This is a genomic window from Bacteroides sp. D1 (assembly GCF_000157095.2).
Taxonomy (GTDB): Bacteria; Bacteroidota; Bacteroidia; order Bacteroidales; family Bacteroidaceae; genus Bacteroides; species Bacteroides xylanisolvens.
The window spans coordinates 17261-32955 of the sequence record NZ_JH114336.1 but is presented as its reverse complement, the minus strand read 5'-3'; the positions used below and the strand labels follow the sequence as shown (position 1 = coordinate 32955).

Annotated in this window: 17 protein-coding genes and 1 pseudogene; 5 read left to right on the top strand and 13 right to left on the bottom strand. The window is 45.2% G+C overall.

The window, feature by feature from the left end; translation table 11 throughout:
* Nucleotides 1-5: 5 nt before the first annotated feature.
* The 11 genes from BSAG_RS0222915 to BSAG_RS15865 all read right to left on the bottom strand — a co-directional run bounded on the left by BSAG_RS0222915 (nt 6) and on the right by BSAG_RS15865 (nt 8818).
* On the bottom strand, nt 6-227 hold the full coding sequence (locus BSAG_RS0222915; RefSeq protein ID WP_008771420.1) for a hypothetical protein: 222 nt from the start codon (nt 225-227) through the stop codon (nt 6-8).
* On the bottom strand, nt 220-2826 hold the full coding sequence (locus tag BSAG_RS15820) for a TraG family conjugative transposon ATPase (RefSeq protein ID WP_008771419.1): 2607 nt from the start codon (nt 2824-2826) through the stop codon (nt 220-222). The genes BSAG_RS0222915 and BSAG_RS15820 overlap by 8 nt, the downstream gene beginning before the upstream one ends.
* Complete coding sequence (locus BSAG_RS15825) at nt 2823-3134, bottom strand: hypothetical protein (RefSeq protein WP_005868885.1); 312 nt, start codon at nt 3132-3134, stop codon at nt 2823-2825. Before BSAG_RS15825 ends, BSAG_RS15820 begins: the two co-directional genes overlap by 4 nt.
* Before the next feature lie 12 nt (nt 3135-3146).
* Complete coding sequence (locus BSAG_RS15830; RefSeq protein WP_005868883.1) at nt 3147-3491, bottom strand: hypothetical protein; 345 nt, start codon at nt 3489-3491, stop codon at nt 3147-3149.
* A gap of 18 nt (nt 3492-3509) precedes the next feature.
* Nucleotides 3510-3854: a hypothetical protein gene (locus BSAG_RS15835; protein ID WP_005868881.1), complete on the bottom strand. Its 345-nt coding sequence runs from the start codon at nt 3852-3854 to the stop codon at nt 3510-3512.
* Nucleotides 3851-4063: a hypothetical protein gene (locus BSAG_RS15840; protein ID WP_005868879.1), complete on the bottom strand. Its 213-nt coding sequence runs from the start codon at nt 4061-4063 to the stop codon at nt 3851-3853. The genes BSAG_RS15835 and BSAG_RS15840 overlap by 4 nt, the downstream gene beginning before the upstream one ends.
* An 18-nt stretch (nt 4064-4081) precedes the next feature.
* Nucleotides 4082-4660, bottom strand: coding sequence for a conjugal transfer protein TraO (locus BSAG_RS15845; protein WP_005868877.1), 579 nt, complete (start codon nt 4658-4660; stop codon nt 4082-4084).
* 309 nt (nt 4661-4969) lie between these two features.
* Nucleotides 4970-5563 (bottom strand): Crp/Fnr family transcriptional regulator, encoded by a 594-nt coding sequence (locus BSAG_RS15850; protein ID WP_005868875.1) that lies wholly within the window; start codon nt 5561-5563, stop codon nt 4970-4972.
* Nucleotides 5564-5807: 244 nt separating this feature from the next.
* Nucleotides 5808-6938 (bottom strand): hypothetical protein, encoded by a 1131-nt coding sequence (locus BSAG_RS15855; protein WP_005868874.1) that lies wholly within the window; start codon nt 6936-6938, stop codon nt 5808-5810.
* A gap of 694 nt (nt 6939-7632) precedes the next feature.
* Nucleotides 7633-8115 carry a DUF3408 domain-containing protein gene (locus BSAG_RS15860; protein ID WP_008771418.1) on the bottom strand — a complete coding sequence of 161 codons (483 nt, stop codon included), beginning with the start codon at nt 8113-8115 and terminating at the stop codon, nt 7633-7635.
* A gap of 4 nt (nt 8116-8119) precedes the next feature.
* Nucleotides 8120-8818: a ParA family protein gene (locus tag BSAG_RS15865; protein WP_008997423.1), complete on the bottom strand. Its 699-nt coding sequence runs from the start codon at nt 8816-8818 to the stop codon at nt 8120-8122.
* 403 nt (nt 8819-9221) lie between these two features.
* Here BSAG_RS15865 and BSAG_RS0222910 point away from each other — a divergent pair, with 403 nt between their 5' ends.
* Genes BSAG_RS0222910 through BSAG_RS15875 form a run of 3 tightly spaced genes read left to right on the top strand, consistent with a single transcriptional unit; the run spans nt 9222 to nt 11969 of the window.
* A complete protein-coding gene (locus BSAG_RS0222910) occupies nt 9222-9560 on the top strand; it encodes a plasmid mobilization protein (protein ID WP_008771416.1) in 339 nt (112 codons plus the stop codon).
* On the top strand, nt 9557-10957 hold the full coding sequence (locus BSAG_RS15870) for a relaxase/mobilization nuclease domain-containing protein (protein WP_008771415.1): 1401 nt from the start codon (nt 9557-9559) through the stop codon (nt 10955-10957). Before BSAG_RS0222910 ends, BSAG_RS15870 begins: the two co-directional genes overlap by 4 nt.
* 28 nt (nt 10958-10985) lie before the next feature.
* Entirely contained in the window at nt 10986-11969 is a 984-nt protein-coding gene (locus tag BSAG_RS15875; RefSeq protein ID WP_008771414.1) for a hypothetical protein, read from the top strand.
* Between the two features lie 809 nt (nt 11970-12778).
* Here the strand turns inward: BSAG_RS15875 and BSAG_RS15880 are convergent.
* Both BSAG_RS15880 and BSAG_RS15885 read right to left on the bottom strand, forming a co-directional pair.
* A complete protein-coding gene (locus BSAG_RS15880; protein ID WP_008771412.1) occupies nt 12779-14368 on the bottom strand; it encodes a type II toxin-antitoxin system HipA family toxin in 1590 nt (529 codons plus the stop codon).
* Nucleotides 14361-14711 carry a helix-turn-helix transcriptional regulator gene (locus tag BSAG_RS15885; protein WP_005868812.1) on the bottom strand — a complete coding sequence of 117 codons (351 nt, stop codon included), beginning with the start codon at nt 14709-14711 and terminating at the stop codon, nt 14361-14363. Before BSAG_RS15885 ends, BSAG_RS15880 begins: the two co-directional genes overlap by 8 nt.
* 129 nt (nt 14712-14840) lie before the next feature.
* Here BSAG_RS15885 and BSAG_RS25530 point away from each other — a divergent pair.
* Nucleotides 14841-15000 (top strand): annotated as a pseudogene (locus BSAG_RS25530) (helix-turn-helix domain-containing protein).
* Nucleotides 15001-15126: 126 nt separating this feature from the next.
* A partial coding sequence (locus BSAG_RS15890; protein ID WP_008997421.1) for an ATP-binding protein occupies nt 15127-15695 on the top strand: 569 nt, incomplete at its 3' end.

Sequence of the window (15695 nt, the reverse complement as noted above, 5' to 3'; positions counted from 1 at the left end):
GACGGTTATTTGTTGGTGATGAATAATAAGGTGAATATGGCACATACCAGCCAGGCTGTCAGATAGCTCTTGGCATTTTCCTTTTTCGTGGCGAGTGCCCATACCACGAAAATGAGCGCAACGCCCAAAAGTGCGGCGGCAATGCTTCCGGCAAGATTGTATGCACTGCCGTTGAAGTCGGTTGACCAGCTTAGAAGGGCGGTCAGCCCTTGGGTGGCGTCATCCATACTTTTTCCTCCTTTCCTCCAGATAGCGGTTGATGGCCGTATAGGTCGAGCCGCTTTCGTTGAACAACTGCTTCAGCCGTACTACCGTCGCCTGGCGCGAATCGAAGGCTACGGCGGCGAAGTCGGACACTTCGTTGCGGAAGATGAAGGCATCGTTCGACATCTTGATGAAAAACTCTCTCCAGCGTTCCGTGCGTTGCAACGACTCGATCATATAGGCCTCTTCGTCCGTGATGGAAAGCACGGCTTTCACTTCCGGCAGGTTCTGCCGGTGTTCCGAATGGTCGAGGATAATCTTGGTCGCGCAGTTGATGATGATGGAGTCCTTGATACTGGACGGCATGTTTTTCAAAAACAGGATGTTCTGTGCGGCCAGCGTGATGCTTCCCTCCTTTTTACGGAAGGTACGGTACAGGTAGGCGATGAAGTCTCCGAATTTCTCGTCTTGCAGGAAGTCGAGCGCTTCGTCGATGATCAGTTCTTTGGCAAATCCCTGGCGTTTCTTGATTTTATCCACGATCATTTGCAGGGTGATGATGGCAACGAGCGGAAAGTACTCTTTCTTAGAGGCATCTTCCATATCGAAGGCTATCAGCCGGTCATGCACGATATCCACGTTCTCGGTGGCGTTCAGCAGGAATGACAGCTCTCCGTCTGTATAGGGTTCCAGCAAAAGCAACAGCTCCTCTATCTCGAATTTCTGTTTCTCAAACTCGGTCATCCGTTTGCTGAACACTTCCTTCAGATAAGCCCGGTAAGTTATCAGCGTCGGGAAGATACGCTCATGCTTCTCTCCTATTGAAGAGTTGTTCACATAGTCATAAAATCCGATGACGGATTTCCTGAGAATGGCGTTCTCGGCAGGCAGCATGGGTTCACGTACCTTCCAAATGTAGCTGATAATGGCGACGATGGTTTTTATCTGGTCATCGGCGGACTCGGCATCCGTGGTGTCGATGTACAGGTATTTGCCGTTCTTGTCACGGTCACACAAGAAGGGGTTGAACGCAAATTTCTTCTGCTCGGTAGAGTCGAAGTATTTGCCCCGGTTCAAGGCTATCATCGAGCGGTAAGAGCCGCCGATGTCGATGATCATCATATCCCGGCCCAGCTCATAGCTTTGCAGGATGTAATTGTTCAGCCAGAAAGACTTACCGGAACCGGACGGGCCGATAACGATGCGGTTCTTGTTGTTCAGCGCCGGATAATCCCAGAGGTTTATCTTGGCGGGAGTACCGAAACGGTCATGGTAGATATGCCCTTTCTCGTCCGAAAGGTACATCCCCTCTTTTTGCAGATAGCAGATGGCCTGCTTGGTCGTGTTGACGAAGCCCCGGTAATTGGCCCTGGCATTGCCGGGTATGTTGCAGAAGAACAGGTTGCACAGCTCGGCGTTCTCCACATAGCACGAACTTTGGTTCATAAAGCTGAAGCCTTGCTGTACCAGTGCGGTTTTCCGCATGAGCGAGGTGCGGTCTGTATCGTTCAGCACGACATTGAAGGCGGTATAGGCGGTCTGGTAGTCGAACTGGGTAATCTCATCGCAGAAGGCTGCCTGCTCGCGTTGCTTCTCTGCCGCCGGAGGGTAGAAGTTGGTGATGTAGTTCAGCGCGTCTTTCTCCGCACCGATGGCCGTTACGGTGGCATCTGGATCGGTTATCTCTATCACGATGTTTACGATGTGGTTGAACGGCAGGCCAAGTCCTACGGGGTACAGCATCGAGCATTTGCTCCGTATGCTGTCCGGTATCTCTATGTTTCCCCCGTATGCCTTCGACTTGCCGGTGTGCGGCACGGCCAGTTCCTGAAGATGCTCGCCTTCGTTGGTCAGCGAAAGGATGGAAACGTGCTGCTGCCCTATTTTCATGCTTCCGCTTTCACTGACGGCCATAGGGTTGACGCTCTTCTGCGTGGCATCGTTTTCCGGTGTCTCGTAAGAGAGGTTGACGTAGTCGTAGATGGCGTTGTTCAGTTCCGTATCATCCATCTTGCGTATCTCAAACTGCTGGATGGACGACAAACCGTTCTCAAAGTTCATCAGAAAGGCTTCCATTTCTGTCAGCCGTTGCTGATATTCCTTATAAGGTTGCTTGAACGGGTAGTGCAGCTTTCGCATCAGCGAGGTGCCCGATGCGCTTTTGCGTATCTTACCGTTTCGGCTGCCGTTCGTGAACGTCACATACAGGTTGGTGTAGCTGTTCAGTATCTCCTTGCCGTTGAAATGACGGTTGTTCTCCGCTATCAGGGCATTGGAAGAGTATTCTGCATGATGGTATCGCCCCGTATAGTAGAAATTCTGCTGATGGATGACCGTGCCTGCCGGAAGCATCTTCAAAAGAGCCTCCAACCGCTCGTGGATGTATTGCGCCTCGCTTTCCGACAAGGTGAACACTTCGGGCAGAAGCAGCCGGTAGCCGACGGTGATGTCACCGTTCCCGTTGATGACGGCGTTCTCCGTGATGGTCTGGATAGGCAAGACACTTTCCAGATCCACGGATTTGTCCTTCACCTCTATCTCTGTCTGCCGGATATACAGCAGAGCAATCAGCAGGCACAGCGCACAGATTAGCAGTGATATGAGTATGATGATTCCTATCATGGTTGCTGTTTTAGGATGAATTTGAAAATCTGCCGTTTGTCCGTTATCTGCCGGGGGGTGGCGTTCTTGATCCGGAGGCCGGTCAGGTAGTCCGGGTTACCGGCCTTGTGTTCCTTTTTCAAGGTTTGGAACAGCAGACCGGATAGAAACAGAATGGCGGAAATGATTCCGATGATGAGTATCGGGTGCAGCTGCTTAAATATGCTCACGATGATGATGATGGCCGTCAGCAGCATGAAGATGGCGAACTGTCCCGATGACAGACCGAAGAACTTGATCGGCTTGTTGATTTTACGCATGGTTCTCATGGCTCTTCGTTTTTAGATAATCAGGAAGGCCACCATGATGACTACCACGGCGATGATCCAGCCGAGCAGGTATTCCTTGGCATGGGGATTGTTCGTGGCAAGCGAATAGATGACAAAGACCAGGGCGATGCCGAGTACCGCCGCCAAAATGTATTTGGCTACGTCCAGAATGGTGTCCGCACCCTCTTTGGCTTTGTCTGTCACTTCGGATAGGCTGTTAATCTTCAGGCCGCTTTGTGCCTCCGCCACTTGTGCCGTTCCCAACAGCGTGAAGAATATGAGAAAGGTGAAGATAACCTTTCCATAGCGGTTAATGACTTGGTTCGCTTTTTCTCTTACATTTTCGATTGCTTTCATTTTGTTCCTATTTTTTAATTAAACATGAATCGTTTTCAGTCTCTCCCATTGCACATCCTTATACTTGATGGATATGGGCTCTTCTTTCGGCTGTTCCGGCAGTGGTTTGCCTGAGTAGTAGTAGGCTCTTCCATGCAGGTACATATCGGCTATCTCGGCAGCCAATTCCTCTTCTTCCAGCTCAGGCTGAAATACCACGCAGATGACCGGACAGGCTCTCTCCTGCCCTTCCTTGCGCACCGCCTCCCTTATCGGCTTCTCTTTCTCCTTTCCGGAAGAAAGTGCTTTCTTCTTTTTCCGAAAGTAAAAGTGAAGCGTGACACAGGCGAGTATGGCAACCAGTATCAAATCCACTACGTTCATAAGAGTTGCCAGATAATGAGCCAAGTGACCAATGCCGTGATATAGGTGATGATGGCCTCTTTGGTGCGCTCGTGGTTGCTTATCAGCTTTTTAAGTACCGCTAGTCCGGCACATAGAAAGCCTACCCCTATCAGCATGGCGCCTATTTCACGGTATAAGGAGATCAGGCCGGATACATTTGTATCGGCTAACAATATGATAATAAGCATGGTGATATGATTTGTCGGTTAGTAGAGCAGTATCTTTATTCCTACGTTCCAGACAGTGTTCCACTTGTCAATGGATAGGGGATTCCAATGTTGTTGTATGCGGGCAAGCAATGCCGTTCGGGGCAGGATGAATACTTCCAGTTCCGTTTCCAGTTTCGGGCCGATGATGAAGTTGTATTCCTTATCGGGGTGGCGGACGTATTCTGTACCGATGAATCCTCCCAGGCCGATGCCCCAGTAAACGGATTTCAGGTTGCAGGCCAGGGTTCTGTAATAACCGCCGTCCACAAAAAAGTCCTTACCCTTGTCATGTATCGTTTCGGGAATCGTTTCTTCCGGGTTCAAGGTAGAGACTTGCGGTAGGTTGGCTGTGTATTCGTAAGGTTTCTCAAAATAGCTAAACCCGGCTTTCCAATAGCTTGTCCGGTTGATGTATCTGGAAAAGGACAGGTTGTAATAGTTGCCTGCATTGCCGAACAGGTTAGTGCCGTAGTTCAATTCAAGTGCCGGGATGTTCTCATAATGGCGTTGCGCAAAAGCGCTTACGGTGCATAACAGCAGGCTAAGGCTGATAGCAGTCAGTCTGATGTGTTCCATGGGAATTACTCTTTAGGTTATTAATGTTATATATTTTTCTATTTGTCTCATACGGTGTTTCCAATTTACGCGGATTCCTGTCGGCAGAACCGAATCAAGGTGCTTATCGCGTTGTTTTCGCTCCAAACATATAGATTATATACGGGAGGACAAATTTTATGAAGGGCTTTTAAAGGGCCTTTCGTGTTTATTTAATGTGCATTAAAAAATACATGTGCCGTAAACCGGCAGGTGTGGAATAATTCTACAGAAAAAAGCCGGATAGGATTAGTTGTGTAAAACTGTCCTGCCCGGCTTATAGGGTTTGGTTTATATGCGCTTTCGGATGTTGCTCAATGCTTGTGGCGTGATGCCGATATAACTTGCTATGTCTTTTAAGGGTATTGAACGTAACAGCCATTTTTCATTGGCCAAAAGCGCTTTGTAACGCGCTTCGGCATCCAGTGTGTAAAACTCCTCTTCCCTTATTATTTTGCGGTTGATGGATCTTACCAAATGTATTCTGGCCAGCTTGTTGAAATTGATGGATAACTCATATAGCTGATGAAGATCTTTTTTGGGCAATCTCCAGATCTTGCATGGCTCCAATGCCTTGATATTGTAGTGGGCATGGTGTTCTTCATGTGAAAGGAAAAAATTGATGAACTCTTTGGCTTGGATAAACCGTGCTGAAATCTCTCTATTCTCTTTGTCCGGAAACCATAACCGGACGATGCCGGATTCCAGATAATAGAGGTAGCATACTTCCTCGCCCCTGGTGACGAGGTGTTCTCCCTTTTTGATATGGATAAGCTCGAAATGAGCATCAAGATACGCCTTTTCTTCGTCTGTCATCCGCACGTGAAGATGGGCGCCCATTACCATGAGCGTCTCATCTATCAGGGTGGCAATTGTTTGAACCATTGAATTTGTTTTATGTTTATATAAGGGTACGGAAACGTACCCTCTAACATGGACGTGGCGTTCCAACAACAAAGGCACGCCCCGTACCAGTTTCATACTGGTACAGGCATGCGCCTGTTGTTGTTAATTCCTTAACGATAGATGCCACTCTTTTGTTAGACAGACGGACGTATGTAAAAAGCGGGCTGCCAATTTTCTGACAATCCGCTGCAAAGATACTATTTTATGGTTTTTGTTCCAACTTTTAGGGATTTAAGTTGACGGCAAGGTCTTCTGGACGAATGCCTACTACCTTTATATAGATATCCCGGTAGATGTTCTCCTTAATCTCCTTGTCCTCTTCAGAATAAAGCCATGCGGTAAATTCATGATAATATTCGCCGGTTCCCAATTTAAAGAAATCCTTATATTGATAATGTCTGCTCACGGGAATGCCTTTCTTGTTTAACAAGAAGCATGATTTAAGCGCATCGTGATATTGCGAGGTCAGTATCGCCTTTATCTTTTCGTCGAAATATTCCAATGTTTCCTGGTCAAAGAAAAACTGTACGGTGTAGGGCCACTTCTCCCCTTTTCCTTTGATGTACTGGTATTGGAATTTGGTTCTCTCCAGCTTTTTGTTGATACCGTTTAAGATGCTGGTCACCTTCTTCTTCCGGTCATGGTTGTCCTTTACCGTTACATCAAATTCCTTGGCAAGTTGGTCAACCGTAACGGTGAAATAAGGTGCTTGTCCTTGGTCAATCTTATACTTGATCAGGTAAATCATTTTCGCCAGGTTCAGATAAAACTTGCGGTAGCCTTTGCGGTTGGGCAGGTTACGGTAGTCTTTCAGTTCCAGCAGATTGTATTCGGTAAGCAAAGTATTCATCAGATCTTTGCTCAGATGCACGTTGTAATTCCGCTTGGTGCGCTTTTTCGTGCCGAAGTTATCCTTTATCTCAAAGCGGTCCAGTATTTGAATGAACTTATATTGCGTCTTGCCGTTCATGGCGTATGCTACACTGAGGTTGGATGTCCCTAAACGGTATAACGCCGCTTCAAAGGTGTTCTCTATCGGATGCTCTATCTTTTGGCCGTTCTGTTCGGTGATATATACCGGACGTTGGTTGCTGAACAGGAAATCAAGCTGCTTCTCGGTCAGTTTTCGTTGCAACTTGGTTCGTTCATACCCCATGACCTCACAAAAATCGTTGATGGAGAACCAGCAGTCGCCGAACAGATCTTTCATTTGTGAAGATGCCACGTAAATGATAATGTCAGACATGACAGTGCCGCCTGCATCAAATAGAACTTCCAATACTTTCGTGTTGGAAGACTCGCTGAGAGTCCTGGGGACTCTGCTCAACTCTTTTTGTGTATTACTTTCCTTCATAGGCGGACACTTGTTGTTTACTGATGCAAAGATACGTTTTTTTACGGAGATAGTGAATCTAACTCCCTATAAATGAAGATTCCAAAGCATTTTTTTCGTGCTGTTTCTTGATTTAGTTGTGTAAAAGTGTCCCGACTACGGCTGTTTCCGATCCCCCAGTTGTGTAAAAGTGTCCCGAATGGCCGGTTTAGTTGTGCAGAAGTGTCCCGGATTCCTGATTTAGTTGTGTAAAAGTGTCCCGAATGCAGATTCTAGTTGTGTAAAAGTATCCCGACTTTCCTGTTCAGTTGTGCAGAAGTGTCCCGAATAGTCGGTTAGTTGTGCAGAAGTGTCCCGGTTACGAGAAGATGCCAGTAAGTGCTAACTTGCAATAATATAGTTGATTATACGGAAAACCTCCCTTATTAGTTGTGTAAAAGTGTCCCACAAATACTTAAATCCCTAAAAACCTAAATAAAACGAAGAAATGATTTTGTTACCGTATTCTTACTTTCGGAAAAAATTTTGAGGTGGAAACAAGTAGAAGTTTGAATTCTTTAACATATTGTCCAGGATAATAGGCAAAGGGATTTTTCCGCAGTTGTGTAAAAGTGTCCCGGTTCAATGCCGGCCTTCACTAAAATGGCGTGCAAAAATAACGCCTGCCCGACAAATGCAGTCGAACAGGCGTATATATATTTTTCCGAAAGTAGAATCAGATGCTCATATACTTCTTCAGTATCGCTTGAATCTCCTTGTTATGGCTGGTTAATACGTCTTCAAGAATGTTGTTGGCGATATTGTGCATTCCTAATCCCGTGGCCATAGCAATCTGCTTCAGCTTTCTGTGGGTTTCGCTGGATATCCGGATTACTTCGGTATTCTTTAATTTTCGCTCTTCCAGATATTCCGAGAATTTTTTTCCGCAGACTTTGCTTTCTTCTGTTTTTGGAGAAGACTGCACGGAAGGTTTGGATTCCGGCTTTTCCATTTGTTCCGGCTGAGGTTCTTGGACGGTTTCTGTGACCGGAGCCGATTCTTTCACCTCTTCATGGATGGGCTGCTCAATCGCAGGTTGGGGAATGGTGCTTTCCGCAACACTTCCGATCTGCTGGATTTCCTGCTCTTTCTTACTGGCGCTTTGCAGCAAGAGTTTTCTCATGGCGGCTGATGATGTCCTTTCTTTGTTGGTTGCCATAGCTTTATTCTCCTATATGGTTACAGATTAATTCCAATACCTCTTCACAGAACGCATCACAGGGATGATGGTACGCTTTACTCAGCGTACTTAAATTGCGTTGATAGTCAACCCTTGAATCCTTGATGTAGTTTTGCATCAACTCGAAAGGCAAGGTTTTTTTATTTTTCAAAATTTCTTTGAACTCCAGCACATTCGGAAGAACACGGTTCATAACACCACGCATGGTAGTCTTTTTACCAATCTTTCGACGGCTTTCAATAATCCCTTCATAGATGTTATAGTAAAAGGTCAATGTAGGTCTTAAATCGGTCTGGTTCGGTTCGAAGGGAATGATGATCACGTCAACGAAGTGCAGCGTTTCAACTACACCGTTTTGTTTCAGGTTACCCGGAAAATCGACAAGTATAATGTCGTAATTGTCCTGAAGGAAATCCAGTTGGTTGATGAACTCTGAGGAAGAGATATTGATAACCTCATATTCTTCTTCCTTTTTCATGATTCCGTCCTCGGCTTCGTCCTCACGTAATTTTCCGATAGTGTTCTGCATGTCGTCGATATCCACCACGGCAATGGATAAGCCACCCTCTTCGTTTGACTGCGAATGAATATAACCTGCAAACAAAGCTGTCAATGTGGACTTTCCTACCCCGCCCTTGGGATTCTCAAAAGCTACGACTACTCCTGGTAATATTTGTCCCATAATGTACGTTTTTAAGTATGTGCGCAAATATATAAATAATAAATTAAATAATTGCATACTTTTATAATTAATTTATTACACACTTATTTACTTAATTATATAAGTATTTACACATATAAATATGAATATAATTATGTATGTAATTAATATTATAGTTAAGTATGTATGTTCATACTTTGTAATAATATAATTAGTAATTATGTATTTTGTAACTAATGGCTTTTCGTTTGCTTGTTACAATGTGCGTAGTTGCTTTGTAACAAAGTGCGCGGTTAATCAGGATTAAGAAATCAAGACTTTTGTTTGGTTTTATTTCACAGCTGAGTATTATTGTATATCTTTGCTAATGCAAGGTATGTTTTTGTGGGTACAAAAACCCTTGCGACAGCCGAGCTGCCGACCAATGTTCGTTACACTCACATACTCTGTATATATGAAAGAGAATCGAGATATAAGTATAAAGATCCGCTTGACGGAAGCCGAGAAAGAACAGCTTCTTCAACGTTCAAAGGAAGAGGGAAAATCCCTTTCTTCCTTTATCAGAGAGTCTGCCTTGAAAGGCAGAAGCATGTCGAAAACCGATGTGCAAATGATATATGAACTTCGTAAAATAGGAGCCAATATCAACCAGCTTGCCAAACATATCAATACGCTTCCGTCCGATGAAAATATATTGTATTCATTGGATCGGATTAACCAATACCTTTCGGATGTAGAAACCATTAACCGGAAATTGTTATGATAGCCGAGATACAGCCTTCTTTCTCATCCCACCTGTCCATGAGCCGGAAAATCGAATACCAGCTTTCCAAGGTCAAGGAAGGAAACGGAAAAGTGCTTTGCACCTCCACCGGTGACGAACTGGCCGCCATGCCAGCCTACATGGAACTTATCTCCCAGTTGAATGACCGGGTGAAACTACCTTATGCGGAATTTATTCTGAGCCTCTATCCGGGAGAAAGCCTTTCCGATGAACAGTGGCTTTCTCTTGCCGGGGAATATATCGAGAGGATGGGGTACGGAAAGTCCTGTTATGCCGTTGTCCTGAATACCGACAAGGCACACAGCCATGTGCATGTGCTGCTGACCACGATTGATGAAGAAGGCAAAAGCATTCCTTCCGGGAATAATTACAGCCGTTCCGAAAAGATCTCAAGGGAACTGGAGCAGAAGTACGGTCTGTTGCCTTTGGAAAGGGAAGGAGGCAAGAGAACCACGTTGGGAGAGGCGCAATACCGTAACTATTATTTCGATGCGGCCTTGAAGAAAGCCATGCGTAGTTATAATTACAAGGATAAGGTATCGGCTGTCCTAGAACAATCCGATACATACTGGTCTTTGGATAAACCCTTGCAAGAAATAAAACTGGCCAATGAAGAATGGCGTGTCCTGTTGGGGGATGAAAGCTATGACAACCTTTTCGCATTGCTGGAAAAAGGAGGTTTTTTCAACCCCTTGTTCAAGGATGAACTGTTACAACAGCTTGACCGCATCTACTCTTTTTCCGAAAGTACATCCGATTTCCGAAGGAACCTGGAACAAGAAGGATTGTATATGCGTCTGGTCACCAAGAAGGACAAATCCTATTATGTCTATGGCATCAAGGATTCAGGCTTTTACCTGAAGGACGTTTCGCTTCCTCAGAAATATCGCTTCGGTAATATCCGTTTTGATGGGCATGGCATGAGTGCCGATGAACAGAAGCATTATCTCTATGACCACGTGTTTAAGGCTTTGAACGCTTCTTCCGGATATGAGGATTTCAAGAAGAACTTGGCGGAAGAATCGATTCGGGTGACGGAGCATGTAAACGGCAAAGGCGCATATGGGATTTCTCTCTATATGGAAAACGTGGAAAATGCTCATCTCTTTAAAGGTGCGGATCTTTCCCGTAAGCTCACTTATCAGAATATACAGAAGCTTTTCGATGGCGTGGCAGTCGGTCTCTCGTCACATATTAATAGGGTAGGGGAGTTCCGTGAGCGGGTGGATCGTGAGGCTTTCTATATGCAGGGTAGGGGAGTTACGGCCATTCCGGATCTTGACATTACCGGCAGCGGGAAGAAGTCGCAAGAGGATGATCTCATACCGTCCAAAAAGAAACGGAAACGCAAGAGTGGCCCCGATTTCTCTTTATGAATACTAACTTAATATAATATATTTCTTTATGAATTATCAGACCGTTTTACAGAATTATCTTCCCGTCGAACAAGGGGATTTCATGTTGAAATATGAGATTGATGACCGAGGGTATGCCATTTATTCACCGGAGAAAGGTTCGTTCTCTTGTATCGAATTACATGGCTTTTCCGAGCTTACTCCTTGGCAATTGGCTTTTCTCCTTTCATTGGATATGCAGCAGATGAAAGAACAGGATGAGTTTTCTCTTTCCGTATGTTGCAAGCGGGAAAAGCTCTTGTCTTATCTCTTTGATGTGGAGGAAAGCGAAACAACTTTAAAGACAAAACATGTGTCCGGGTGGCAAGGCTATCTGATGATGGATATCCATAAGCCGGACAGGGTACGGAACGTGTTCCAGTTCCATCCGGAAACGAAAAAAGCCCGTTTGGTCTTTGACAACCGGTTATGTGTCGCTTCCCTTCGTGAGAAAGAGAAAGGAAAGATCATCCATCTCTGTTGGAGTCCTTCTCTCTTTGCTGCCATCGATAGGGGAGGAGAGCGTACCGCACCGGCTTATCTGTTGGCTTCTAATGCTGCCTTGTTGCATGGGTATGCCATGAAGCAGATTGCGGAATGCTTTGCTGGTACACCGGCTGAAGAACGGGTTATCGGTATTCATGTAGGGGATAATGTCTATGAGGCCTTGTCTTTTGTGTGCTATTACGCCCGTAACGTGCAGGATGAATATTTGGTTATTCCTGAGCGGAAAGATGGGATGATGATTCTTGAAACCCCGAAATGGAATCCGATACGCCAGGCCAACTTCGTGGCTTCACTTAACAAGATGGCGGTTGACCAGGCGAAGAAACGCTATCCGGAAATGGAGGTTCCAAATGAACGGCCATTCACATGTCTCTCTTTTTCCCGGAAGTCTTTCGTCTATTTCCCGGATCTGAAGGTGTATCAGGAGGTGTTCTTGAAGATGTATTTGGGATTGGTGAGGTTACAGGAGGTGCATTTGCTGGGGTAAGGAACAATTGCAGTGCTGCTTATAATATAGTGGCACTACTATTGTTAGAGTACTTCTATCATTCCTTTGGTTACGGCATCGGCCAGTAGTCTTTTTACAATCCTGCCACTGGGAGGATTGGTTATCCCAAGCGTTATCTCAACCCTGTTTGATAGAGGATGATAGTGCAGGTATTGGAGGATTTCATCTTCAATAGTCATGTTATAATTCTTTTATCGGGACAATTTTGCCTAATATTTATGCTTTTGTTTATTGTTCTGTCTGTTGGATTTTACTTTTTTTTATTTCCGTTCTTCCCTTTTCCTTGTTTTCTGCCTCCCCTTGTGTGCTTTTTCATAGCTCCATCTGAGACCCTTTGTTTTTGAACGGCAAATTTATTTCGGTGGATGGATATGAAAGAGTTCCGGTCTTCGCCCTTTGTACCGAAAAAAATAACGCCGGACGGCTTCACTGTCCCCAACATTTTTTGTCGTCCAAAACTTTTCTCAATCCCTCCTTCCTTCTTGTTGTGTGCCGTAAAAAAAAGGCTCATAAACTCAGATGGGGCAATAGCTGCAAATAGCTATAGAACTATTAGTTAAGGGAAGTGTTAATGATTTTTAGTGGACACGTGTGAACCTATAGGTTAGCCTGTATTCCTTAAATCGCCTGCCCAGTTCCGCTATGATTTCCGGATTGGCCATGGCTTGGGTGATGTGATTCGTTGTCATATCGCAAAGGTAAATATATTAACTGTTAAATCAAAATATGATAGATAACAATTAATATATTTACTATTATATTGAATGGTACAGGATGCCGTTTGTGTGTTAATCCCCCAATTCCATGCTACGCTTATTGCCGCCTATAATCGGGCTTTGCACAGGCTTTATGTCCTGAAGGCTTTTTAGCATCCCTTCCATTTGGAAGATTTTGGCGGCAGCGATGAAGTTGGTGGCGGATATATCCGGCTGGAGGCTTTTCAGTACGTTCTCCGATGGCTGATATCCTCTCATCTTCAGTTCCAGGATGGCGTTGAAGTCATCATTTCGCATAGCCTTCATGAAAGCCTGCTCTTGTTCGTTGGCAATGTCCGGCATTTGGATGGTATGCAGTTGCTTGCCGAACAAGAGCAGGTTTTTTCCGATAAAATCGGCGTGTTCCGGCTTGACCCCGCAATCCTTGGCAGTCTCATGCCAATACGATACGGTTTCCTGTACCTTTTCGATAATCTGTTTGTGTTCCCGGATGCCCATGTTCTCACCTACCTTTTGCAGATCTTCCATCGTGAAATTGTCTTGTTTGCCGTTGAGTGACAGTTGGTGGCGGTTCGTCCATTTGCCGCCCGGTGTGTATGAGTAGCAGAGGTCGTATGCCGGGGCCAGTTTCCATTTCCCTTGTCTATCCATCAGGAAAGAGAAGTTCTTGCTATGGTCATCATGGTTACGGCTCATGACGTTGAACACCATTCTTCGGTATAGTTCCTCCTGATCTGGATAAGGGAGGTTCATCTGCCGCATGATACGGAATATCTCTTCGTATGAATGGCGCTGGTCACGGTCATAGTGGGCAAGCCCGGCCAATGTCTGTACATGGATTTTCTCTCCGTCTTTCATACGGTCAAAACGGCGTGTCATAAAGTGATATGACTCTTTTTCCTGAAGTAACCGGCATTCCATCATATCGATACCGCAGGCTTTTGCCATCCGGTGATAGGCATATTCGATATTTCCTATTCCTTGTGGATTGTCCGTTATCTGCGTGTGTTCGCTGTATTTGCCGCCATCAAATTTCAACAGCCAATATCCGAATCCTTCAGGAGCTTTTACCTGTCCGGAGCGTACCTCTCCGGTAATATCGTTGTAGGCGATGATGGCCTTGGGCTTGGCACCTCCGGCAGATGTTCCCACTTTCAGTATATCCAGAATGTTTCTTCCTTCCTGGCGCAGTTGGACCTGAAAAGCCATTCTGTCCGTGAATACGGATTTGGCAAGCTCCGTCAGTTCCTCGATATGGAGCACTGATGATTCGTTCATGCCGTTGATTGGCGAGGACGGCTCAAACTCCAGTGCGCCCATGCCACGTTTGCCTACATAGCAAAGCCTGTCTAAAGGGGTAATCTCTTCTCCAGACAATCCCTTGCTGGCAAACCATTCATTGATGATCTGGTTTCCGAAAGTGTCCGGCAGTGAATCGGCAAACAGGCCGGGCAACCCCTTGAAACAGTCGGTACGGTTTTCAAGGAACCGGTAGGGGGTGTTCCTGTACTGGCTGATGGGCATGATGATGGGAGAAATGTCAAGACCGGAGCGGATGAACTTCCGTTCATAGTCGAACAAGGCGGCATTGCTTTCCTTTTCCCAATAGAGAGAGCCTACGCTTTCTCCCCATAGCTTTACATCTACTATCAAATCATTCATGGTTATCTTGTTTTAAATGGCGTACACGGTAGCGTTTCTTTCCTTGCAGTTTTTTGAGCTCTATCGGGCTGACCCGGATTTCCGGTACCAGTTGCTCCAGGTTCTCCAGCAGGCCGAGCGAGCGGAGTACGCTGATGAACAACAGCAGCGATACCGATTTGCCCTTCTCGATGTTCGCAACGGTCAAGGGGCTTACACCGGAAGCCGTTGCCAGTTCTTCCTGCGTGATATGCTGCCTGATACGTGTCTCTTTGATGCGCTGGCCGATTCTCATCAGCACAGCTGGATTGCTCATTTCATTCCACATGGTTGTTCCTTTTTTGCAAATATACAAATAATCCATGTAAATATATAGATTAACTTGAATATATGATGTTAATCTATATGAATACAATGATTATAGTTGCTTTATCGGCTGTTTTTTTCTTTGAACTAGGATGAAAACTGACTAAAATCACAATGTGTTGTGAATATGAAAGAGCTAGGAAAGATGATTAAAGAGTGCAGGAAGAGTTTGAAGGTCAATCAGCTGGAACTTCTCCGAACTGGCGGGCGTGGGCATCAATACGCTGGTGGCCATCGAGCGTGGAGAAGGCAATCCTAAATTGGCTACTGCTTTCCATTGGAGTTGATTAAAGTGCGGAAAAATGTATAAGATTGCTTCTATTATCTGCTTATTTTAGTATATTTGTGCTTTAAATAAGTGCGGATAAATGTATTATACGCTGTTTTTACATGTATAAAAATGCTGTTTGTAGATGAAAAGATTTGTTTTGCAACAACTTATAGAATGGAAAAACCGTGAGGATAGAAAACCTCTGATTTTAAATGGTGCCCGACAAGTTGGGAAAACATGGCTGCTCCATGAGTTTGCCAAACTTGAATACAAAAAAGAGGCTTATGTGGTATGCCGTAAGAATAACCTTGCACGCCAGCTTTTTTCTCAGGATTTCAATGTTGACAGAATTTTACGGGGGCTGCGTGCGATGACTTCCGTTGACATTACTCCGGGTGATACGCTTATTATCCTTGATGAGATACAAGATATCCCGGAAGCACTGGAATCTTTGAAGTATTTTAAAGAGGAGGTTCCGGAGTATCATATAGCTGTGGCAGGTTCACTTTTGGGGATATCCCTTCATCAGGATGTGTCTTATCCCGTAGGGAAGGTAAATGTCATCAATATATTTCCTATGAACTTTGAAGAGTTTCTTGTCGCCAAGGGAGAAGAAGAAGCTTGTAAATTGCTTATGAGTGGGGATTTTGAAACGATAAGCCTCCTGCATGACAAATATACGGATCTCCTTCGGCAATATTATTATGTAGG